Below are 22,086 nucleotides of genomic sequence, written 5' to 3' on the forward strand. Positions count from 1 at the left end.
GCCACAGTTTTCGCACTAGCCAGCCAGCGTTTCGCTTTCTTTGGGGAAATTCCATGAAACGCCGCTGTCTGGCGCGCTTGCGCGCCTCCGTCCGAGTCACGCCTGTCGCTGCCGTGTGCGCCGCCCTTGGTGGTCCCGTCCTGGCTGCCGATCCAGCCGCCGATCTGGCCGCCGATCCGGCCCGCCACTTAAGCGAGGTGGTGGTCACCGCCACTCGCACCGAGGAGCGCGCCGACGCCGTTGCCTCCACCATCACCGCCATCGATGCCAGCCGGATCGAACGTGCCCAGCCCGTTGACGAGGCCGCCCTGTTCGCCGATGAGCCCGATATCGACGTGCCCCGCGACCGTCGCCGCTTTGGCGCCGGCAGCATCAATATCCGCGGCATCGAAGACAACCGGGTGCTGCTGATGGTCGACGGCGTGCGCCTGCCCGACTACTACAACGGCGGCGGGCCCTCCAACCTGTCCAGCGCCACGCGCGACGCGCCCGAGTTCTCCTTCCTCAAGCGGATCGAGGTGCTGCGCGGGCCGGCTTCCAGCCTGTACGGCTCGGACGCCATCGGCGGCGTGGTGTCGTACGTCACCAAGGATCCCGAGGACATCATGCGCGGGCGCGCGGTGGGCGGCGAAGCCGGCCTGTCGTGGAACGGCATCGACCGCAGCTTCGGCCAGACCGCGGGCGTGGCCGGTGGCAACGAGACCATCAAGGGCTTGTTCATGTACGCGCACCGCAAGGGGCACGAAGTGCAGAGCATGGGTGGCAACGACACCACCTCGACTGGCCGTACCAAGGCCAATCCGCAGCACAGCGAAACCAACGCGTGGCTCGGCAAGATCGTGCTCGACCCCGCCGCGGGCCATCGCCTCAAGCTGACTTACGAGCATCGCGACAACGACACTTTTACCGATATCCGCCGGCTGTCCACCGCGCTGCCGCGCGTGACCTCCGCCAGCGGCACCGAGGACCTGTCGCGCAACCGCGTCAGCCTGGACTACGAATGGAAGCCGGCCAGCCGTGTCATCGATCGCCTGAGCGCGGCGGTGTTCTACCAGGAGAGCGAGTCCARCACCGTGACCAACCAGGTGCGCAGCCGCACCAGCTCGGGTTGCTCGGGCTCCACGGCTGGCAGCAGCCTGTGCGACGTCAACCTGCTGTTTGGCTTCCGCCAGCAGCAGACCGGCTTCAACTTGCAGGCCGACAAGTCGTTCAACACCGGCGTTGTTGGCCACCGCCTGATCACCGGCGTGGATTTCTTGCGTACCCAGACCAGCGAGATGCGCGACGGCACCACCTACAACCGCACCACCGGCGTGGTGTCGAAATCGCTGGCCGGGGACAATTTCCCGATCCACGATTTCCCCAAGGGCGAAACGCGCCAGACCGGCATCTTCGTGCAGGATGAACTGCAGTTCGCCGGCGGCCGCTTCACGCTCACGCCCGGCCTGCGCTTTGACCACTACTCGCTCGGCCCGGATGACGACAAGCTGTACAACAGCGTGGCTTCCAGGCCGGCTATCAGCAAGAGCGATTCGGCACTGTCGCCCAAGCTTTCCGCGCTGTGGCAAGCCACCGACCGCATCAACCTGTGGGCCCAGTACGTATTCGGATACCGCGCGCCCAACTACCAGGAGATCAACGGCAGCTTCCGCAACACCATCCAGAGCTACGGCGCCGCGCCCAATGGCGACCTGAACCCGGAGAAGAGCCGCTCGTTCGAAATCGGCGCGCGCTATACGGATGAGCGCGTGCAGACCAGCGTCGCGGTGTTCGACAACCGCTACAAGGACTTCATCGAGCAAGTCGCGCTACGCTGCCCGTCGGACCCCGCCTGCCTTGCCGGCCTGCGCGCGACGTACCAGTACCGCAACCAGAGCAGCGTGCGCATCTACGGCGCCGAGTGGCGCGGCAGCTACCGTTTCCTGCCGCAATGGCGCGTGGACAGCGCCGTGGCCTACGCGCACGGCAACAACGAGCAGACCGGCCAGCCCCTCAACAGCGTCTCGCCGCTGCGCGCCAGCGCCGCGCTGACGTGGGAGCGCGGCAGCAGCAGCCAGGGCCAGGGCGCCAGCCTGCGCTGGCGCGGCGCGCGCGCCGTGACGCGCGCCGACGACACCTCCTTCGCCTACTTCAAGCCGGGCGGCTATGGCGTGGCCGACATCCAGGGCTGGTGGCGCTTTAACCGCTATGCCAGCCTGGTGCTGTCGGTGAATAACGTGTTCGACAAGAAGTACTGGCTGTGGGGCGATGTGCGCCAGGGCAGCGTGGCCGCCAGCGAGCCGGGCCTGGATTTCTATACGCAGCCAGGACGGACCTTTGCCGCCAGCGTGAAGCTGTCGTTCTGACCGGAGGCGAATCGACCCGACATGTCCCCACAAGATAAAACCCAGATGCGGTTTCTCCGCGCGCTGTGCCTGCTGTGGATAACCTGGCTGGTGCTCGGCATGCAGCCAGCGTCGGCCGCGCCGCGCATCGCGGTGCTGACCACCTCGCCGGTGCCCGCCGGCAAGTTCGAGCCGCTGCAGGCCATGGCGCGCGCGCACGGCATGACGCTGGACGCGCGCTACCTGGAGCGCATGAACGCGCAGGATATCGCGCCGTTCATCGACGGCGCCGGCCTGCTGATCGTGGATGCGCCGCGCGACCATATCGTCACCGAGATGCTGGCCAAGCTCGGCCCGCTTTGGACCAATGCGCGCGTGCCGCGCCTGCTGATTGCCACTGACCGCTTCGATGCGCATGGCATCGACAATGCGCTCGGCGCGCGGCTGCAGGCGTACTACGTCAACGGTGGCCGCGCCAACTTCGACGCGATGATGCGCACGCTGGCGGCGCAGCAGTTCAAGCTGCATGCGGACAACGCCATTCCCGCGCCGGTCGTTTTCCCCAAGGCCGCTTACTACCATCCGCGGCTTGCCAGCGTGGTCACCGCCTCGCCGGACGACGCGCTCAAGGTGTCTGGTCACGCCGGCCAACCGGTGATCGGCGTCGCCATCCACCAGGCCTACGTGTCGGGTCTGGACAGCGCCTTCATCGATGACCTGATCAAGCGCATCGAAGCGCGTGGCGCGCGTGCGCTGGTGTTCTACAGCGGCGTGATGGACGCGGACGGCGTGCTGCGCATGGCAGCACCCGGCGGCAGGCGCATCATCGACGTGCTCATCAACGGCCAGATCATGCTCAACGCGGCAGGCCGCAAGGCGGAGTTCGAAGCGCTCGGCATCCCGGTGCTGCAGGTCATGCCCTATCGCAAGGGCGACGCACAGGACTGGGAGCGCGACCCGCACGGCATCAGCCTCACCGACACGCCCTTCTACCTCGTGCAGCCCGAGCTGGCCGGTGTGAGCGATCCCATGCTGGCCGCCGCCACCTCGCGCGAGGACGGCAGCATCGTCAGCCTGCCGGCGCAGCTCGATGCCGTGGCCGACAAGGCGCTGGCGCTCACGCGCCTGCAGCGCACGCCGAATGCCGACAAGCGCGTGGCGATCCTGTTCTACAACTATCCGGCGGGCGAGAAGAATCTGTCGGCGTCGTTCCTCAACCTGCCGCGCAGCCTGTCGTCCACGCTGGCCGCGCTGCATGCCGCGGGCTACCGCACCGAGGCCGCCGGCGAACTCGCGCTGCAGCGCGATCTTGGCGCGCTGCTCGCGCCTTTCTACCGCGAAGGCCAGCTCGGCGCGCTGCTCGATGCAGACCGCGCCGCGTGGATGCCGATGGCGCAATACCGCCGCTGGTACGATGCGCAACCCGCCGCGTTCCGCGCCGAGGTCAGCGCGCGCTGGGGCGAACCCGAAGCCTCGTCGATGGCGATCAGGCGCGACGGCGTGGCCGGCTTCGCCATCCCGCGCCTGCAGCTCGGCAACGTGGCGCTGATGCCGGTACCGCCACGCGGCGAGCGCGCAGACGCCGCCGAGAAAGCGCTCTATCACTCCACCAAGACGCCGCTCAACCATTTCTACATGGCGGCCTACCTGTGGGCGCGCGAAGGGCGCGAGGCGCTGGTGCACTACGGCACCCACGGCACGCAGGAATGGACGCCGGGCAAGGAGCGCGGCCTGTCGGTGACCGACCAGCCCTACATGGTGCTCGGCAGCGTGCCGGTGATCTATCCCTACATCGTCGATGACGTGGGCGAGGCGCTGCAGGCCAAGCGCCGTGGCCGCGCCACCATCGTCAGCCACCAGACGCCGCCGTTCAAGCCGGCGGGCCTGCACACCGATCTGTCGGCGCTGCACGACCAGTTGCACAACTACCTGCAGCAGGACGACGGCGCAGTGAAGGACACGCTGCGCGAGGACATCCTCAAGCGCAGCGCGCGCATGCACCTGCTCGACGACATGGGCTGGCCGCAGGCCCGCGCGAGCGCGCAGTTTGCCCAATACCTCGATGCGCTGCACACGCATCTGCACGAGCTCGCTGGTGCATTGCAGCCCTACGGCCTGCACACGTTCGGCCAGTCGCAGGATCCCGAGCTGCGGCTGTACACGGTGATGGCCATGCTCGGGCAACCATGGCTCAAGCGCGTGTTTCCCGATGAGCCGGAAGAACTGTTCGCGCTCGACTACAAGCAGCTCGCGCAGTCGGCGCCGTACGCCATGCTGCGCAACTACGTGATCGACGGTGCGCCGCTGACCAGCCTTGCCGACGCCGTACAGCGCGAAGACATGCAGCGCGCCCGTACGCTGTACGCCAGCCTGGACGCCGCGCCGGAGAGCGAATCCATCCTCACCGCGCTGGCCGGGGGCTACGTGCTGGCCGGCACCGGCGGCGACCCGGTGCGCAATCCCGACGCTCTGCCGACCGGGCGCAACCTGTATGGCTTCGATCCCTCGAAGGTACCTAGCCGCGAAGCGTGGCAGGCCGGCCAGGCCGCGGCTGAGAGCATGATTGCCGACTGGCGCAAGCGCCACGGCAAATGGCCCGCCAAGCTGGCCTTCTCGCTGTGGAGCGTGGAGACCATGCGCCATCAGGGCATGCTCGAAGCGCAGGCGATGGCCGCCATGGGCATCCGCCCGAAGTGGGACAGCGGCGGCCGCGTGGCCGGGGTGGAAGCGATTCCCGCCGCCGAGCTCGGGCGGCCGCGCGTGGACGTGGTGCTGTCCGCCACCGGCCTCTATCGCGATCACTTCCCCAACCTGATCAAGTGGCTGGCCGAGGCGGTCAAGCTCGCCGCCGCGCAGCCCGAGCCCGACAACGCCGTTGCCGCCAGCACGCGCGCGGTCAGCGCGCGGCTGGCGCAGATCAAGGCCGCGGACATGACCCCGGAGCGCATCGCGTCGCTGGCGCTCACGCGCATCTTCGCCAGCGAGAGCGGCAACTATGGCACGGGACTGAACGACGCTACGCTGGCCAGCGACAGCTTTGGCAGCGGCAAGGAAGCGGACGCCAAGCTGGCCAACCTCTATCTCGCGCGCATGCAATACGGCTATGGGCCCGACGAGAGGACGTGGGGCGAGAAACTGCCACAACTGAATCTCTACGCGGAGAACCTCAAGGGCGTGGAAGGCGCGCTGCTGGCGCGCAGCTCCAACCTGTACGGCATGCTGACCACCGATGATCCCTTCCAGTATCTCGGTGGCATCGGCCTGGCCGTGCGCCACCTGACGGGCAAGGCGCCGGAGCTGCTGATCGCCAACCTGCGCGATGCCAACAACGCGCGCACGCAGACGGCGGCATCGTTTCTCGCCACCGAGCTGCGCACGCGCTACTTCCATCCCGGCTGGATCGAAGGCATGAAGGCCGAGGGCTATAGCGGCGCGCTCAATGTGCTCGATACCGTCAACAACTTCTGGGGCTGGACCGCAGTCGCGCCGGAGATCGTGCGCGACGACCAGTGGACCGAGTTCGCCGAGGTCTACGTCAAGGACAAGCACAAGCTCGGCCTGGACGCATGGTTCGAGAAGAACGCGCCACAGGCCCAGGCACAGGTGATCGAGCGCATGCTGGAAGCCGCGCGCAAGGGCTACTGGGGGGCCGATCCCGAGATGCTCAAGACGCTGGCTGACAGGTGGCAGGCGCTGTCGCAGCGGCACGATATCCGCAGCGACAACCGCAGCTTCAATCGCTACGTGCAGCAGCAGGCCACGGCGCCCGGCGCCGCAGGCTATGGCACGCAGGATCGCGCGGCACCGCCCGCCGGCGCACCGGCGGCACCGCGTCCCGCTCAGCAGCAAGCGCAGCCCAAACCCAAGCTGCAGCCCGAGCCGCAACCCCAGCCCAAGGCGCAGCCGCAAACGGTGCCGGTGCAAGGCATGCAACTGGTCGAGAAAACGCCGCCCGCGGCGGCTCTCGTGCCCGTGCTGTCGTGGCTTGCCGCCGGCATCGCACTGGCCGGCGCCATGCTGGGTGGCGGCCTCAGCGCGCGCCGCCGCGCTGGCGCTGCGCCCTTCGTCCAAAAACAATCCGAAACCCGCTAAGGCATCATGACCCCTACCCTGCTTGAAACCCTGATGTACGACGTCGGCCAGTTGTTCCTGTTTCCGACGCTGGCCCTGATCGGGCTGCTGTTCCTGTACGCCTTCTGGGCGCTCGGCGAGTTCATCACGCAAGGCTGGCAACGCCGCCGCCACGGCATCGAGACGGGACGCGGCTATGTGCTGGTAGCGTTCGCGCTGCGCCACCGCATCAAGGACCCGGACACGCTCGACGTGGCCGCGCACCGCCTGCTGGAGTGGCCGCGCATTGCCACGCGCGTCGCGCCGATGCTGGGACTGGTGGCCACCATGATCCCGATGGGTCCCGCGCTCAAGGGCCTGTCCGGCGGCAACCTCGCCAACGTGGGCGAGAACCTCACCATCGCGTTTTCCGCGGTGATTCTCGCGCTGATCGCTGCCAGCATCACCTTCTGGGTGGTCAACGTGCGCCGCCGCTGGCTCGCCGAGGAGCTGGTGTGGCTGGGCAAGCATCAACCGCAGTGGGAGGCCGGCGCATGAAGTTCCTGGAGGAAAGCGAGGCCGACGATCCCATCCTGTCGGTGGTCAACCTGATCGACGTGTTCCTGGTGGTGATCGCCGCGTTGCTGGTGGCCATCGCGCAGAACCCGATGAACCCGTTTACACACGCGGACGTCACCATCATCACCAATCCCGGCAAGCCCAACATGGAGATCGTCTCCAAGCAGGGCGAGAAGGTCGTGCGCTACCAGGCCAGCGGCCAGGTCGGCAGCGGCGACGGCACCAAGGCCGGTGTGGCGTACCGGTTGCAGGACGGCTCGATGGTGTATGTGCCGGAAGCCGCGGCTGCGCAGTAAAACTGCGCAATAATGAGCACGAGCGAGCCATCGCAACCAGGATTACCTAGCCATGCAGATTCGTCACAGCGTTGCCAGCCTAGCCAGCTTTGTCCCTACCCGCGCCGCCGGACTGGCGCTCGCGGCCGCCATGTTCGCCGCGCTCGCCGGTTGCGCGGGCACGCCGCCTGCCGCCGTGGCTGGCGATGTCGCGCATCAGTTCACCGGCAAGACCTACGTGCTGCTGGGCGAGGTCCACGACAACGCCGATGGGCAAAAGCGGCGCCTGCTGGCGTTGTCGGATGCACTGGCAGCCGGTTGGCGCCCGGCCATCGCGATGGAACAGTTCGACCGCGAGCGCCAGGCCGATATCGACCGCGCCCGCCGTGAGCGGCCCGGCGACGCGGCGTATGTCGTGGCGCAGGCGGGCGGCAAGAGCTGGCAGTGGGAGCTTTACACGCCGGTAGTGGCGCTGGCCTTGCGCTACGACCTGCCGCTGGTGGCGGCCAACCTGTCGCGCGCGGACGCGAGCAAGATCGTGCGCGGCGGGCTGGATGGCGTGTTCGATGCGACAGAGCGCAAGCGCCTCGGCCTTGCCGCGCCATTGCCCGCGGACGTGGTGACCGAGCAGACCGCCGTGCTCGACCGTGGCCACTGCGGCAATTTCCCCAAGGCCATGCTGCCCGGCATGCTGGACGCGCAGGCCGCGCGCGATGCGGTAATGGCTGCCTCCATGCGTGAGTACGCCGACCGCGGCGCCGTGCTGATCGCCGGCAACGGCCACGTGCGGCGCGATGTGGGCGCGCCGCGCTGGCTCGCCGCCGAGCCGGGCGCGATCTACAGCGTGGGTTACCTGGAGCAGGCCAGCGGCCGCGAGATCGGTGCCTATGATCGCGTGGTGCTGGTGCCGGCGCACAAGCGGCCCGATCCGTGCGAGGGCGCCAAGCCGGCGGCGATGGCCGAGCCGGCCTGACTCCGGCGGCGCGCCTAGCCGAACAGCTCCTCGGCCACGGTGGGATGCAGCTGCACCGTGGTCTGCAGGTGTGACAGCTTCACCCCGAGCCGCACCGCCACGGCAAACGCCTGCATGATCTCGGCGGCGGCATTGTCCATCATGTGCGCGCCCAGCACGCGCCCGCTGCGCGCATTCACCACCAGCTTGACCATCGAGGCCTGCTCGCTGCCGGCAAAGCGATTCTCCAGCGAGACGAAGCGGCGCACCACGGTGTGGATGCGCTCCGGCTTGCCAGCTTCCTCGATGGCGGCATGCTCCGTCAGTCCCACGCTGCCGATGGCCGGCTCGCAGAACACCGCCGTTGGCACCAGGTCGAAATCCGCGCGGTCGCCGCGGCGGCCGAACAGGCGGTCGGCCAGCCAGCGGCCCTGAGCGCCGGCGACCGGCGTGAGGTGCAGGCCGTCGATGACATCGCCAATGGCATGGACCGAGCGCACCTTGGTGCGGAACGAGCGATCCACCTGGATGCCGCCCTTCTGCGTTTTCGCGATGCCCAGCGCCTCCAGGCCGAGCCCATCCCAATGCGGGTCGCGCCCGATAGCCGCCAGCGCCGCCTGCGCGCGCACGGTCTGGATGCGGTCCCGCCCGTTGCCATTGTTGCCGCCGTTCGCGCCATTGCCATGCTGCCGGTAGCACACGTCAATGGCGCCATTGGCCTGGTTCAGCAGCGTCACCTCGGCATTGAAATGCAGGCGCACGCCCTTGGCGGTGAGCGCCTCGGCCAGCGCCTCGGCCACTTCGTGGTCAAAGCGCGCCAGCAGGCGCGCCTCGCGCACCAGCATCTCCACCTTGACGCCATAGCGCGACAGGATCGAGGCTTGCTCCACCGCCACATAGCCGCCGCCGATCACCACCAGCGAGGCTGGCAGGCTTTGCCAGGTGAAGATGTCGTCGGAGGTACAGGCCAACTCGCCACCCGGCACCGGCAACGCGCGCGGCCGTGCGCCGGTGGCAATCAGGATGCGTTTGGCGCGGATGGTCTCGGCGCCCACCTGTACCTGGTCTGCGGCGCTCACCGTGGCATCGCCGCGCAGCAGCTCCACGCCGGCTTGCTGCAGCCGGTGCGTGTAGGCCACGTGCAGCCGCGCCATCTCGGCGTTGACGCGCACAATGGCATCGCTCCAGTCTTCCTTGCCGCCGGTGTGCGAAAGGCAGCCAGACAGTACGGCCGCGAGGCTGGCGCCATACGAGAGCATTTTCTTGGGCACGCAGCCGCGGTTGATGCAGGTGCCGCCGATCTCGTCGCGCTCCACCAGCACCACGCGCGCGCCCAGCGTGGCCGCGCGCCGCGCAGCCGCCACGCCGCCCGAGCCGGCACCGATCACCACGAAATCCGCTTCGCGCTGCGCGCCGGGCTTGCGCTTGCCACGACGGGGGACTTGCTCGACAGCCTGCTCGGTGCTGGCCCTGCGGGCGCTCTGACGCTCGGTCGTGGATCTTGTCTGGCGTTTCGTCATCAATGCCTCCAGTAGCGGCGCGAAGGCCGCATTGCACATCGTGATGACGGAGCCGCGAGCATGGCCGGCGCGCTGGAGCGCTACCCGGCGGTGCCAAGCTCCGTCTTCATGACAGACGGCCACTCGCGCAAAAAGGTTTCCCCGTCGCGCCGGCCGAGTTCGTAGGCACCGATCATCGCGCCGGGCTGGGTGTAGTCCCAGCTCGAGATCGGAACCCGTTGCGAAGGTTGCAGGTAGAGCCGGCGCTGCGCGCCGTGTTGCAGGACAAAGCGGCGCGGGCGCGGGTAGAGCCGCGTCACCAGCACCAGCACATTGCCGGGCGTTGCGTCGAGCGCGTCGACCGGCACATTGTCGACCATGCCGCCATCCAGCACGGGCCGGCCGTCGCGCCGCAGCACCGGCGTGAAGGGCGGGGTCGAGGACGATTGCAGCAGCAGGTCCGCCAGCTGCTCGGGCGAGCCGCAATCCTGCGCGCGCACGAACTCCGGATGGAAGCCCAGCTTGCGGCCCAGGCGCGGGTGCAAGGTCTTGAGCCAGTGCTTCTCGATGTTGTAGGCGACCAGCCCGGCCATCACCGCTAGCCGCGGGCCGCTCCAGCGCGGGATATGGGCCACGCCGATGCGGATCTCCGGTGCCGTCTTCAGGTTTGCCAGGCGGCCCTCGCCGAAGATGTTCAGCAATGCGGTGCGGTAGATGCCGTAGTGCGGAAACACGCGCTGCTTGCTCAGCAGGTTGCCCCAGTACGCATTGCGCCGGTTGCCGGCAAGCACCTCGCCGTAGTACGCCATCACCTGGCGGGAGTCGTGCGCATAGATCATGCACGCCGTGGCGGCCCCGGCCGAGATCCCCGTGATGACGCGCGGGCGCAGCCCCAGCTCGGGCGCCACCGTATCCCACCAGCCTGCCTGCCACCAGCAGCGGTTGCCGCCGCCGGCAAACACCACCTGGTCGAACGGCGAGGCAGCGGCGGGCTGGTTGGGGGCAGGCGTCAGGCTGTGGGGCTCATGCATGGAGATAGCTTGGGGGATTGCGCGCAATGTAGCGTGCAATGTAGCGTGCAATTGGGTGATGCGCCGCTCACAGCAGCGCGTAAGTGGTGGTGGCCTGCACGGCCAGCTTGCCATCGGTGCCGGTCAGCTCGATCTCGCCGAACACCACGGTCTTGCCCAGGCGCAGCACATTGGCGCGCACCAGCACATCGCCCTCGATCACCGGGCGCATGAAGTTGGTGGTGAGCGTGACGGTGGTCATCGGCCTGAAGGCGCCGAGCGCATTGGCGACGGCCACGATCATGGCGGTATCGGCCGCGGACATCAGCACCTGGCCGCACACCACGCCACCCGCATGGCGAAATGATTCGTCAAAAGGCAGGCGCAGCGTTACGCCCTGTGCATCAACGTGCTCGGCACGCAGCCCGAGCTGGCGCACCCATGGCGCCAGTACCCGCTGCAGGGTGTGGTCGATATCGGCAAGCGTGAAGCCGGATTCCGGCGTTGGTTCTAGCGTTGGCTCTGGCATGGCACGCCCGTTTTGTCTGGGATGGGGCCGGGCCAGGTTGCTATTCCGTCTCCTGCGGCGCGGCACGATGTTTGAGCCAATGATACAGGGGGCCGGTGCACAGCACCACGAAGGCCATCCGGATCACGTGGAAGGCGGTGACCAGCGGCACGCCAAGCTCCAGCACCTTGGCCGTGATGCACATCTCGGCAATGCCGCCGGGCGTGGTGCCGAGGATGGCGGTGGCGGGATGCACGCCGGACAGCGCCGACAGGCCCCAGCCGAACAGCGCGGAGAGCACCAGCGCCGCCAGCGTGTACACCGCCACGCCGCCGAGAAAGCGCGGCGCGGTATGGAGGAAGTCGCGCGAGAAACGCGCGCCCAGCGACACGCCGATCATCAACTGGCCGGCGCGGCTCATCCACGTGGGGATGGCGGACAGCTCGAAGCCCGAGGCGGTCAGCACGGCGGCCGCCAGCAGCGTGCCGATCACGAAGGGATTGGGCAGGTTGAAGTGCTTGAGCACCAGCGCCACGCTGACCGTGATCGCGATCAGCACGGGCAGCCACAGGTAGTCCACTGTGCGTGGCCCGGGCACGTATGGGTCAAGCCCGTGGATGCCGCCGTACTGGAGCAGCGCGGGCACGGCTACCACTACCATCAGCACGCGCAGCGAATGCGCGGCCGCCACCTGGTCGATGCGCGCGCCGTTGCGCTCGGCCAGGTTCGCCATCTCCGACGCGCCGCCGATGGCGGTGGAGAAGTACGCCGTCTTGAACGCCACGCCGGTGGTCTTGCGCAGCAGCCAGGCGCCGCCGCAGCCGAGCAGCAGCGCAAACAGCGAGCCCGCGACGATATACGGCAGGAACTCGATCAGCCGCGCCACCACGTCGGACGTGAAGTAAAGCCCGAGCGAGGTGCCAATGGCCCACTGCCCGGCATTGCGCGCCTGCGTGGGCGCGCGCAGGTCGGCACCGCGCATGCGCGCGATGGCGACCGCCAGCAGCGGGCCGATCATCCATGGCAGCGGTGTGTGCAGCAGCGTGCAAACGAGCGCGGCGGCCAGGCCGAGCAGCAGCGTCAAGAGGACCGGACGCCAGCGGTGAAGGAGAGAGGGCATGTGGCAGCGGCCTGGCGCGCGGGCGCCGGCGCGATGTTCTTGTGATGGAGCGCAATGTAGAGACAACAGCGCCAATGCCATGGCGCCGCAAATGAAAAGGCCCGGCACCCTGGAGTGCCGGGCCTTGCCCGCATTTTGCGCTAATCAACCTGTGGCGTCAGCCACTTTGCCACGCGCCGAGCGCCGGGCCAGCCAGCCCAGGATGCGCGGGATCAGCACCACCGCCACCGTCATGGCCAGGATGGTGGCCGAGATCGGCTGGGTCACGAAGATCGACCAGTCGCCCTGGCTGATCGACAGCGCATTGCGCAGCTGCTTCTCAGCGATGGGGCCAAGGATCATGCCCACGATCACCGGCGCGGTGGGGAAGTCGAAGCGGCGCATGGCCATGCCCAGCACACCGATGATGAACAGCAGCAGCAGGTCGAACCACGACTGGCGGATGCCGTAGGCACCCAGGCCCGCGAAGATCAGGATGCCGCCGTACAGCAGCGGCGTGGGGATGCGCAGCATGCGCACCCACAGGCCGATCGCCGGCAGGTTCAGCACCAGCAGCATCACGTTGCCGATGTACAGCGAAGCCAGCAGGCCCCACACCAGGTCGCCCGAGGTCTGGAACAGCATCGGGCCCGGCTGCAGGTTGTAGTTTTGGAACGCCGCCAGCAGGATCGCGGTGGTGTTCGAGGTGGGGATGCCCAGCGTCAGCAGCGGAGCCAGCGTGGCCGTCACGGCTGCGTTGTTGGCGGCCTCGGGGCCAGCCACGCCTTCGATCGCGCCCACCGTGCCGAACTCATCCTTGTGCTTGGACAGCTTCTTCTCGGTGGCGTAGGACAGGAAGGTCGGGATCTCCGCGCCGCCGGCCGGGATCAGGCCGAAGGGAAAGCCGATGATGGTGCCGCGGATCCAAGCCGGCACCGAGCGCTTCCAGTCCGACTTGGTCATCATGACCGAGCTGAGCTTGTTGAAGCCGCCTGCGGGCTGCGGGAAGAAGGCGTTGAACAGCGCCTCGCCCACCGCGAACAGGCCGACCGCGACCACCACGATGTCGATGCCGTCGTACAGCTCCTGCACATTCATCGAGTAACGCGTCTGGCCCGACAGCGAGTCCATGCCGATCAGGCCGATGCCCAGGCCCAGGAACAAGCTGGTCATGCCGCGCAGCAGGGAAGAGCCCAGCACTGCCGACACCGTGGTGAAGGCCAGCAGCATGATCATGAAGTATTCGCCGGGCCCGAACTGCAGCGCCACGTCGGCCGCGACCGGCGCGAACATCGACAGCAGCACGGTGGCGATGGTGCCGGCGGCGAACGAGCCGATGGCCGCGGTGGCCAGCGCCGGGCCGGCGCGGCCGCTCTTGGCCATCAGGTTGCCTTCCATCGCCGTGACCATGGTCGACGACTCGCCCGGCGTGTTCATCAGGATGGAGGTCGTGGAGCCGCCGTACATGGCGCCGTAGTAGATGCCGGCGAACATGATCAGCGCGGCGGTGGGTTCCACCTTGGCGGTCAGCGGCAGCAGCATCGCTACCGTGAGCGCGGGGCCGATGCCCGGCAGCACGCCAATGGCGGTGCCCAGGAAGCAGCCCACCAGGGCCCACATCAGGTTGATTGGCGTGATGGCGATGGCAAAGCCATGCATCAGCAGGTTAAGCGTATCCATGGATCATCAGCTCCGTTCAGAACCCGGCGACGGGCAGCAACGGCAAATTGATGCCGAGCAGGAATTCAAACAGTGCCCACATCGGCAACGTAATGCACAGGCCGATCAGGGCATCGCGCAGGAAGCGCTTGCTGCCGTAGCCACGCGCCACGCAGACCATCAGCAGGGTCGACGCCAGCACAAAGCCCAGCGTGCCGATCAGCGCCATGTTGGCCACCAGGCCGGCAGCCACCCACAGGAAGCCGCGGAAATTGTGCGGGGCGTCGGGCAGTTCGGCGTCTTCTTCCGGCATATTGCGAAAGCCGCCGCGAATGCCTTGCCAGGTCAGCGCCGCGCCGCACGCGGCCAGGCCGATGGCGACCAGCGTGGGCATGAAGCGCGGCGACAGGCCGGCATAGCCTTCGTCGCCGGAGATGCCCGACAGGCCGACGAAGTAGAAGGCGGAGAGCAGCAATATGGCAATGCCGATCGCCAGGTGTGAGGGTTTCATGATTGGAAGTGGCTCCTTCAAGCGGTGCCTGCGGCCGTGTTGTCCGGCCCTTGGCGTCCCGCGGTTTGTCGTCCCCGCTTAAGGCGGGGGCCCGGCGATGTGTAGTTTGGTTTTTAGGTATCGCAGGTGGACACCGGACCCCCGCCTGCCGCATGCGCACCGAGCGTTACGGTGCGCCGCAGGCAGGGCCGACAGGTAAAACGCTGAAACGATAAGGCGGTGAAACGCTCAGGCAGCGTGGCTTACTTCGCCACACCCAGCTCGCGCAGCGAACCGCCCAGGCGGGCCGACTCGCTGTCCACGAACTTGCCGAACTCGTCGCCGGTCAGCAGGAACGGGGTCCAGTCATTCTTGGCCAGCGTTTCCTTCCACAGCGGGGTTTCGGTTGCCTTGACCACCGCATCCACCAGCGCCTTGCGGTGCTCGGCCGWGATGCCCGGCGCGCCGTACACGCCGCGCCAGTTGTAGATTTCCACGTTGATGCCCTGCTCCTTGAGCGTCGGGATATCTGCGGTGCGTTCCTTGGAGGTCACGGCCAGCGCGCGCATCTTGCCGCTCTTGATGAAGGGCAGGAACTCGGACACGCCGGCCAGGCCAACGGTCACGTGGCCGCCCAGGATCGAGGCSGACGCTTCACCACCGCCCTGGAAGGGCACGTAGTTGATCTTCTTCGGGTCCACGCCGCTTTCCTTGGCCACCAGGCCCGCCAGGATGTGGTCGATCGAACCCTTGGAGCCACCACCCCAGCTCACGCTGCCCGGGTTGGCCTTGAGCTGCGCGGTCAGGTCCTTCATGGACTTCAGCGGCGAGTTCGCCGGCACGGTGATCACCATGGTGTCGGCGAACAGGCGCGCGATCGGGGTGGCGTTCTTCAGCGTGACCGGGGGGTGGTTGGTTTCGATTGCGCCAACCATCACCGCGCCGGTCACGATCAKCGCGTTGGGGTTGCCCTTGTCGGTRTTGACGAACTGSGTCAGGCCGATGGTGCCGCCCGCGCCGCCCTTGTTGTCGTAAGAGGCCGTCTTGGCCACGCCGGCGGCAACCAGCGCCGCGCCCAGCGAGCGGCCGGTCTGGTCGAAGCCGCCGCCCGGGTTGGCGCCGATCATGAACTTCACGCTGTCGAGCGCGAACGCGGGCGCGGCAGCCACGGTGGCGGTGATCGCGGCCGAAGCCATGACGACGTGGGCAAAGCGATGAATCGAGCGACGCATTACGGTCTCCTGTTCTTTTTCAGAGGATTGCCGGTGAGCGGTTGCCGGCGTTGCTGGCGAGGACCGACCCCGGAGGTGTCCGGCTGGCGGTGAAGCTGGCTGTCGGGGGCGGGAGAGTCGTGCGGTGCGCCGGCGCTGCGTGCGTTGACCGGGTGGCTAGGCGTTGTCTCCAGTCCCTGGCAGCGCTTGCATGCCGGACTTGTTCTTTGGCTTTCTGACTTGGTCTGGCCGGTACAGCGACCATGGCGCGATTCTAGGGGGTAGAAACTGTCAAAAGGCTGTCAATTTGTCAGGCAATGGGGTGGGGTTTACGTGGGGTCGTATGTATGGACATTTGCTTTTTTTAGATTTTTTGGTCTCTTTAGCGCCCTCTCATTCCCCGATCGGCAGCGTCAGTACCGCCCGGACCCCTTTGCCCTGCAGCGCAATCCCCAGCGCTACCGTTCCCCCGAAGCGCGCCGCCATTTCGCGGGAGATCGCCAGTCCCAGGCCGGAGCCCGGCTCCACATTCCCGACCCGGCGGTAAAACCGCGCAAATACCTTCTCGCGTTCCTCGGCAGGAATGCCCGGCCCATCGTCCTCCACCACCAGGCAGGCGGCGTCCCCGATGCGCGTGGCGGAAAGCGTGATGCGGCTGCCGCGCGGCGAATACTGGATCGCGTTGTGGGCGAGATTGGCAAAGGCTTCGCGCAATAGCGCGGCATCGGCCCGTACTGGCAGCGCCAGCCCCTGCGGCCGCTCCCAGCCAAAATCCTGCTGCTTGCCGCGCGCCAGCGGCAAGTAGTCCAGCGCCACCTGCTCGGCCACGGCCACGGCGTCGATCAGCTCCAGCGGCTCGGCTTCGCCTGGCGCGTCGCTGCCCGGGTGCTGCCGTACCCGCGCCAGCGCCAGCAGCTGGTTGGTCAGGCGCGCGGCCTGCTCCAGCTGCGTGACGATGCCGCCTACCGCCTCCCCGGCGGCATCCCGCGCCCGCGCGGGATCGGCGCTGGCGCAAAGCTGGCGCTGGGCGAATTCGGCTTGCGTCTTGAGGATGGCCAGCGGCGTGCGCAGCTGGTGCGCGGCGTCGGCGATGAATTGCGCCTGGGCCTGCGTCATGGCGGCCGAGCGCGACACGTGCAGGTTGACCGCATCGACCAGCGGGCGGACTTCCATGGGCACATGGTCGAAGGCCAGCGGTGTGAGGTCGTCGGCGGAGCGCGCCTGCACGTCGTCGCGCACGCGCGCCAGCGGGCGCAGCACATAGGTGATGCCGGCCACCAGGATGCCCGCGCTGATCAGGATCAGCAGCACGTCGCGCGCCAGCGCGCCGCGCCACACGGTGGCGATCAGCGCAAAGCGCGGCTCCGCGGTTTCGGCCACCTGCACGATCACGCGCATGTGGGCATTCGGGCGATACACCGGGTGCGCCAGCACGGCGATGCGCACCGGGTCGCCGTGATAGTCGGCGTCGTAGAAGCGCGGCTGGTTGCTGGCGATCTCCCCCTTGGGCAACGGCAGGTCGTCGTAGCCGGTGACGGTTTCGATCTTGCCGTTGCGTTCCAGCGAGACGCGATAGAAGACATGGGTCTGCGCCGCGGTCTCGAACATCTCCATGGCGGCGTCCGGCAGCGCGATCTGCACGCTTTCGCCGGCCATGCCGATGGCGTTGTCGATGGCGCGCACCGAGCCGTACAGCGAGCGGTCGTACGCCGCGTTGGCGGCGTCGCGCAGCGTGCCATAGGTCAGCCACGTGTCGAGCGCCATCATGGCTGCCAGCGCGGGCACGAGCAGCAGCAGCAACTGGCGGCGCAGGCTGCCTTGCAGCCAGCGCCGCAACCAGTGCCGTGGCAGGCGGCGCAGCATCAGGGCTGTCCTTCCGGTTCCAGCAGGTAGCCGAAGCCGCGCAGCGTGACAATGGTCACGCCGTGGCCCGAGAGCTTCTTGCGCAGCCGGTAGACCAGCACTTCGATGGCATCGGGGCTGACGTCGGCATCGAGGGAGAAGACCTTGTCGAGCAGTTGTGCCTTGGTCAGCGGCTGGCCGCTCTTGGCCAGCAGCGCGCCCAGCAGGGTCGATTCACGCGGGGTCAGCGCGAGCGGCGCACCTTCGAGCGTAAAGCTGCGCGTTTCGCCGTCGAACACCAGCGTGCCGCACTGCAGGCGCGGATGGGCGCGGCCGCGGCTACGCCGGATCAGCGCCAGGATGCGGGCTTCGAGCTCGGCAATGGCAAAGGGCTTGGGCAGGTAATCGTCGGCGCCGAGGTTGAGGCCGCGCACGCGTTCGTCGAGCGTGTCTTGCGCGGTCAGGATCAGCACCGGGGTGCGGTCGTCGCGCCCGCGCATGGATTTGAGCACCGCCAGCCCGTCCTTGCCGGGCAGGCGCAGGTCCAGCACCACCACGTCGTATTCCTCGGCCATCAGCCGCGCCTCGGCCTGCAGGCCGTCGGCCACATGCTCGATGACAAAGCCGCCCTGCTCCAGGGCACGCGCAACCCAGCGCGCCAGTTCAATCTCGTCTTCCACCAGCAATAAGCGCACGGCGGTCCTCCCCTGCCAGGTAAGCGTCCGTTTGAAATCACGCGATGGCTTTGCCACCATGGCTGGCAAGGCCGCCGCCCCCCGCGAGGACACGCCGCGGGCGCTTATAATACCTCCGCCCCGGGCTGCGCGCGGCGAGTGCGCCATGGCCCCTTTTTGGCCACCGATGTCACCGCCGATGGTTCCCGCCTTGCGCAAGCTGCCCCCCTCCCCGTCCCCCTTGCCCTTCCCCTTGTCCTTGCCCTTCACGCCCCCCTCCATGGTTGCCGAACTACCAGAAAGCTGGCACCGGCGGCGCGTCCTGGCCGGCGCCGCCGCGGCCACGCTGGCGGGGCTGAGCCATGGCGTGCATGCCCAGGCCGTGCCGCCGGTGCCGGCGGGCTACCCGGCAAGCTATGCCGAGATCATCGCGCGGGGCGTGCAGGAAGGCTCGGTCAACGTGCATGCCTCCACCGACATGGAAATCGCGCGGCCGCTGCTGGCCGCGTTCGAGGCACGCTACCCCGGCATCAAGGTGCGCTATCAGGACCTCAACACGCTGGAGCTGAACGGCCGCTTCCTGGCCGATAGCGCCGCGCTGGGCGCGGGCCAGGTGGGCGGCCCCGACTACGCCGATGTGCTGTGGAGCACGGCAATGGACCTGCAGATCAAGCTCGTCAACGATGGCCATGCCCTGCGCTACCCCTCGCCCGAGCGGGCGGGCCTGCCGGCGTGGGCCGCCTGGCGCGACGAAGCGTGGGGCACCACCTTCGAGCCCGCCGTGATTGTCTACAACCGCCGCCATTTCGCCGGCATGCGCACGCCGCGCAGCCGCACCGGCCTGGCGCGCCTGCTGCAGGAAAACACGCCGCGCTGGCGCCAGCGGGTGGTGACCTACGATGTGGAAAAATCCGGGGTGGGTTACCTTCTGGCGCAGCAGGACGCGCGCATGGGCGATGAGTTCTGGTACCTGGCCCAGGCGCTGGGGCGCTGCGGCGTGCAGTTGTCGGCGTCCACCGCGAACATGATCGARCGCATCGCCTCCGGTGAATTCGTGATGGGCTACAACCTGCTGGGTTCGTACGCGCTGTCGCTGATGGAGCGCGGGGCGGAGATCGATGTCATCGCGCCGCGCGACTACACGCTGGTGATGTCGCGCGTGGCCTTTATCGCGCGCCGCGCGCCGCATCCCAACGCGGCCCGGCTCTGGCTGGATTTCCTGCTCTCGCGTGCGGGCCAGACGCTGCTGGGGCAGAGCGCCTCGCAGCTCTACACGATCCGCACCGACACCGACAGCGAGCACACCGCCGCGGCGCTGTCGGAGCGGCTGGGCTACGCGCTCAAGCCGATCAGCGTCGGCCCCGGCCTGCTGGCGGCGCAGGACACCCTGCGCAAGCGCAATTTCCTGGCGCGCTGGCGCGAGGCCGTGCGAGGCTGAGCGGCGCACGGCGCCGCTGCGGCGATCAGCCGGGCAGCGCCTTGGCGGCGAGCGTTGGCGCAGCCCGCTTGGCCTCGGCCTCGGCCTCGGCCTTCTTCTTGGCCTCCTGGCACATCGAGGCAACTTCTTCCTCTAGCTTCGGCACGGGACGCGCCACATAACCCTGGCGCAAGGCTGGCGACAGCTTGAGGGTGTCGATGAAGGCGTCGGCCACCCGCTCGGCATTGCTCTCGAGATCGAAATCTTCAGGGGCGAACAGCCAGTGCGACAGCATGCCGCCAATCGAGGCGTGGAACACATTGACGGCAAGGTCCAGGTCGAGGTCGGCCGGCAACTGCCCGCGCTCCATCGCCATGCGCAGGTGCTCGCGCATCTTCACCGCGCCTTCCTGGTGCGACTGGCGCTGCCGCTCGAAGATGGCGCCGTTGTCCGCCACCATCTCGCACTTGTGGAAAACGATCTCGAACACGCGCCGCCACTGCGGGTTTTCCACGGTCTGGCGCAATACAAAGGCGCAGATGTCGCGGATGCTGGCAAGCGGGTCTTCCTGGCTCGCGACGCGTCCCGGCTCGCACAGTGCCTCAAGCGGCAGGTGGACGCGGTCGGACATCGCGGCGAAGACATCGCTCTTGTTCTTGAAATGCCAGTAGATGGCGCCGCGCGTCACGCCGGCCGCCTCCGCAATATCGGCTAGCGAAGGGCGGGCAACGCCGCGGGCGTGAAATACCGCCTCGGCCGCGTCGAGAATGCGATGGCGTGTTTCAAGCGCCTCTTCCTTGGTGCGTCTGACCATGATGTTCTCTGGTGCCGGCCACAAAAGACCGGTCTGGTTCTGTCTCCCTGAGTGCTGGCGGTGAAGCCCGCCTTGCACTGTGCGCGCCGCGCCGGCGCGTTAGGACGTGGATATATAGGGCGGCTATCGCCGCGTTGCAACAAGTTCTTACATACATGCTTGAATGTATATATAATACGCGTTCGCCTGACTTTCGGCCAGCCCATCGGCGTGATGGGCTGGCAGACGGCGGCGCACACCGCTCCACGGTTCGCGCTGCCATGTCGGCATGTCGTTACTAATTTGCAACCTTTCGTCGCATGTGCCACGTCAGCGTTGCAAATTGTGGCTAGCATTAATCTTTTTGCCCGCCTCTGTGCCATCTGCCAGCGGTGGGCCGCGCCGTATCCGGATACGACACCGGGAGCGCATGCGGCCGATCTCAAATTGCCATCATGGGGTTATCGATGAGGAAGTCCCAACGTATCACTTGCGTTGCCGCTGCCGTGTTGTCGGCGCTTGCGCTGTCCGCCTGCGGCGAAAAGAAGCCGCAGGGCGGCGCCATGCCGCCGCCGGAAGTGGGTGTCGTTACCGTCACACCTACGACCGTTTCTGTTATCAATGAACTGCCGGGCCGCCTCGAAGGCGTGCGCACCGCCGAAGTGCGTGCGCGGGTTGCCGGCATCGTGCTGTCCCGTAACTACACGGAAGGCGGCGAGGTCAAGGCAGGCCAGTTGCTGTTCAAGATCGACCCCGCGCCCTACCAGGCACAGCTCGAGTCGGCCAAGGCCAGCCTTGCCCGCGCCGAAGCCAACGCCGTGGCAGCCCGCCAGAAGGCCGAGCGCTACAAGCCGCTGGTCGCCGTCAATGCGGTGAGCAAGCAGGAATACGACGAAGCCGTGGCGGCCGCGGGCCAGGCCACCGCCGATATCGCCTCGGCCAAGGCTGCCGTTAGCACTGCCCAGATCAACCTCGGCTACACCGCCGTCACCGCGCCCATCAGCGGCCGCGTGGGCCGCGCGCTGGTGACCGAAGGCGCGCTGGTCGGCAGCAGCGAAGCCACCAAGCTGACCATGGTCGAGCAGGTCGACCCGATCTGGGTGACCTTCACCCAGCCCGCGAGCGAAGTGATGAAGCTGCGCCGCGCCATCGAGAGCGGCAAGGTCAAGGGCGTCGACGGCGGCGCCCGCGTCCATCTGTTCATCGAGGACGGCCGCGAATACGAGCAAACCGGCAAGCTGCTGTTCTCGGACATGACGGTTGACCCGACCACCGGCGCCATCACGCTGCGCGCGCAGTTCCCCAACGCCAAGCGCGATCTGCTGTCGGGCACCTTCGTGCGCGTCAAGATCGAGCAAGGCGTGGACGAAAACGCGCTGACCGTGCCGCAGCGCGCGCTGATCCGCAATGCGCAAGGCGCATCGGTGATGGTGGTGGGCGGCGACGGCAACGTCGCGGCGGTGCCGGTCAAGGCGCCCCAGGCCATCGGCGAGAGCTGGATCGTTACCGAGGGCCTGAAGGGTGGCGAGAAGGTGATCGTCGAGGGCTTGCAGAAGGTCAAGGTCGGCGCGCCCGCCAAGGCCGTGCCGTTTGTCTCGAAGACCGCCGCCGCCTCGGCTCCCGCCACGCAGCCGGCCGCCAGCGCAGCCTCGGCTCCTGCCGCGGTGACCGCTGAAAAGGCCGACGCCAAGCAGGGCTAATCAC

17 protein-coding genes are annotated in these 22,086 nt (G+C 67.8%); 7 read left to right on the forward strand and 10 right to left on the reverse strand.

Features of this window, described 5'->3' with window-relative positions; all coding sequences use genetic code 11:
• The first annotated feature begins 53 nt into the window (after positions 1 to 53).
• Genes AB4061_RS33380 through AB4061_RS33400 form a run of 5 tightly spaced genes read left to right on the forward strand, consistent with a single transcriptional unit; the run spans position 54 to position 8,201 of the window.
• Entirely contained in the window at positions 54 to 2,345 is a 2,292-nt protein-coding gene (locus AB4061_RS33380) for a TonB-dependent hemoglobin/transferrin/lactoferrin family receptor (protein WP_441640457.1), read from the forward strand.
• A 45-nt stretch (positions 2,346 to 2,390) separates the two neighbouring features.
• Positions 2,391 to 6,416 carry a cobaltochelatase subunit CobN gene (gene cobN, locus AB4061_RS33385; RefSeq protein WP_441640458.1) on the forward strand — a complete coding sequence of 1,342 codons (4,026 nt, stop codon included), beginning with the start codon at positions 2,391 to 2,393 and terminating at the stop codon, positions 6,414 to 6,416.
• Positions 6,417 to 6,422: 6 nt separating this feature from the next.
• Positions 6,423 to 6,932 (forward strand): MotA/TolQ/ExbB proton channel family protein, encoded by a 510-nt coding sequence (locus AB4061_RS33390; protein ID WP_441640459.1) that lies wholly within the window; start codon positions 6,423 to 6,425, stop codon positions 6,930 to 6,932.
• Positions 6,929 to 7,249, forward strand: coding sequence for a DUF2149 domain-containing protein (locus AB4061_RS33395; protein WP_441640460.1), 321 nt, complete (start codon positions 6,929 to 6,931; stop codon positions 7,247 to 7,249). The genes AB4061_RS33390 and AB4061_RS33395 overlap by 4 nt, the downstream gene beginning before the upstream one ends.
• A gap of 52 nt (positions 7,250 to 7,301) precedes the next feature.
• Entirely contained in the window at positions 7,302 to 8,201 is a 900-nt protein-coding gene (locus tag AB4061_RS33400) for a ChaN family lipoprotein (RefSeq protein ID WP_441640461.1), read from the forward strand.
• Positions 8,202 to 8,215: 14 nt separating this feature from the next.
• Here AB4061_RS33400 and AB4061_RS33405 read toward each other — a convergent pair whose 3' ends face one another.
• The 9 genes from AB4061_RS33405 to AB4061_RS33445 all read right to left on the reverse strand — a co-directional run bounded on the left by AB4061_RS33405 (position 8,216) and on the right by AB4061_RS33445 (position 18,193).
• Complete coding sequence (locus AB4061_RS33405) at positions 8,216 to 9,700, reverse strand: dihydrolipoyl dehydrogenase family protein (protein ID WP_441640462.1); 1,485 nt, start codon at positions 9,698 to 9,700, stop codon at positions 8,216 to 8,218.
• An 80-nt stretch (positions 9,701 to 9,780) separates the two neighbouring features.
• Entirely contained in the window at positions 9,781 to 10,710 is a 930-nt protein-coding gene (locus AB4061_RS33410; RefSeq protein ID WP_441640463.1) for a patatin-like phospholipase family protein, read from the reverse strand.
• Between the two features lie 67 nt (positions 10,711 to 10,777).
• Positions 10,778 to 11,218 (reverse strand): PaaI family thioesterase, encoded by a 441-nt coding sequence (locus AB4061_RS33415; RefSeq protein WP_416050031.1) that lies wholly within the window; start codon positions 11,216 to 11,218, stop codon positions 10,778 to 10,780.
• Between the two features lie 40 nt (positions 11,219 to 11,258).
• The gene (locus AB4061_RS33420) at positions 11,259 to 12,317 is read right to left on the reverse strand and encodes an AbrB family transcriptional regulator (RefSeq protein WP_441640464.1); all 1,059 of its coding nucleotides are present in this window, start codon (positions 12,315 to 12,317) and stop codon (positions 11,259 to 11,261) included.
• A 144-nt stretch (positions 12,318 to 12,461) separates the two neighbouring features.
• Positions 12,462 to 13,976, reverse strand: coding sequence for a tripartite tricarboxylate transporter permease (locus tag AB4061_RS33425; protein ID WP_006162311.1), 1,515 nt, complete (start codon positions 13,974 to 13,976; stop codon positions 12,462 to 12,464).
• A gap of 16 nt (positions 13,977 to 13,992) precedes the next feature.
• Complete coding sequence (locus AB4061_RS33430; RefSeq protein WP_441640465.1) at positions 13,993 to 14,466, reverse strand: tripartite tricarboxylate transporter TctB family protein; 474 nt, start codon at positions 14,464 to 14,466, stop codon at positions 13,993 to 13,995.
• 242 nt (positions 14,467 to 14,708) lie between these two features.
• Positions 14,709 to 15,677 (reverse strand): Bug family tripartite tricarboxylate transporter substrate binding protein, encoded by a 969-nt coding sequence (locus AB4061_RS33435; RefSeq protein WP_441640466.1) that lies wholly within the window; start codon positions 15,675 to 15,677, stop codon positions 14,709 to 14,711.
• Positions 15,678 to 16,049: 372 nt separating this feature from the next.
• Positions 16,050 to 17,519 carry a sensor histidine kinase gene (locus AB4061_RS33440; protein WP_441640467.1) on the reverse strand — a complete coding sequence of 490 codons (1,470 nt, stop codon included), beginning with the start codon at positions 17,517 to 17,519 and terminating at the stop codon, positions 16,050 to 16,052.
• Positions 17,519 to 18,193, reverse strand: coding sequence for a response regulator (locus tag AB4061_RS33445; RefSeq protein WP_043352486.1), 675 nt, complete (start codon positions 18,191 to 18,193; stop codon positions 17,519 to 17,521). Before AB4061_RS33445 ends, AB4061_RS33440 begins: the two co-directional genes overlap by 1 nt.
• Positions 18,194 to 18,452: 259 nt before the next feature.
• On the opposite strand from AB4061_RS33445, the gene AB4061_RS33450 reads away from it, so the two are divergent.
• Positions 18,453 to 19,610 carry an ABC transporter substrate-binding protein gene (locus tag AB4061_RS33450; protein ID WP_441640468.1) on the forward strand — a complete coding sequence of 386 codons (1,158 nt, stop codon included), beginning with the start codon at positions 18,453 to 18,455 and terminating at the stop codon, positions 19,608 to 19,610.
• A gap of 25 nt (positions 19,611 to 19,635) precedes the next feature.
• On the opposite strand, the gene AB4061_RS33455 is transcribed toward AB4061_RS33450, so the two are convergent.
• Positions 19,636 to 20,403, reverse strand: a complete 768-nt coding sequence (locus AB4061_RS33455) for a TetR family transcriptional regulator (protein WP_441640469.1) — start codon at positions 20,401 to 20,403, stop codon at positions 19,636 to 19,638.
• Between the two features lie 446 nt (positions 20,404 to 20,849).
• On the opposite strand from AB4061_RS33455, the gene AB4061_RS33460 reads away from it, so the two are divergent.
• Positions 20,850 to 22,082, forward strand: a complete 1,233-nt coding sequence (locus tag AB4061_RS33460) for an efflux RND transporter periplasmic adaptor subunit (protein ID WP_441640470.1) — start codon at positions 20,850 to 20,852, stop codon at positions 22,080 to 22,082.
• Positions 22,083 to 22,086 lie beyond the last annotated feature (4 nt).

The sequence above is a fragment of the Cupriavidus sp. YAF13 genome (assembly GCF_052113425.1).
In the GTDB taxonomy this organism is placed as follows: domain Bacteria; phylum Pseudomonadota; class Gammaproteobacteria; order Burkholderiales; family Burkholderiaceae; genus Cupriavidus.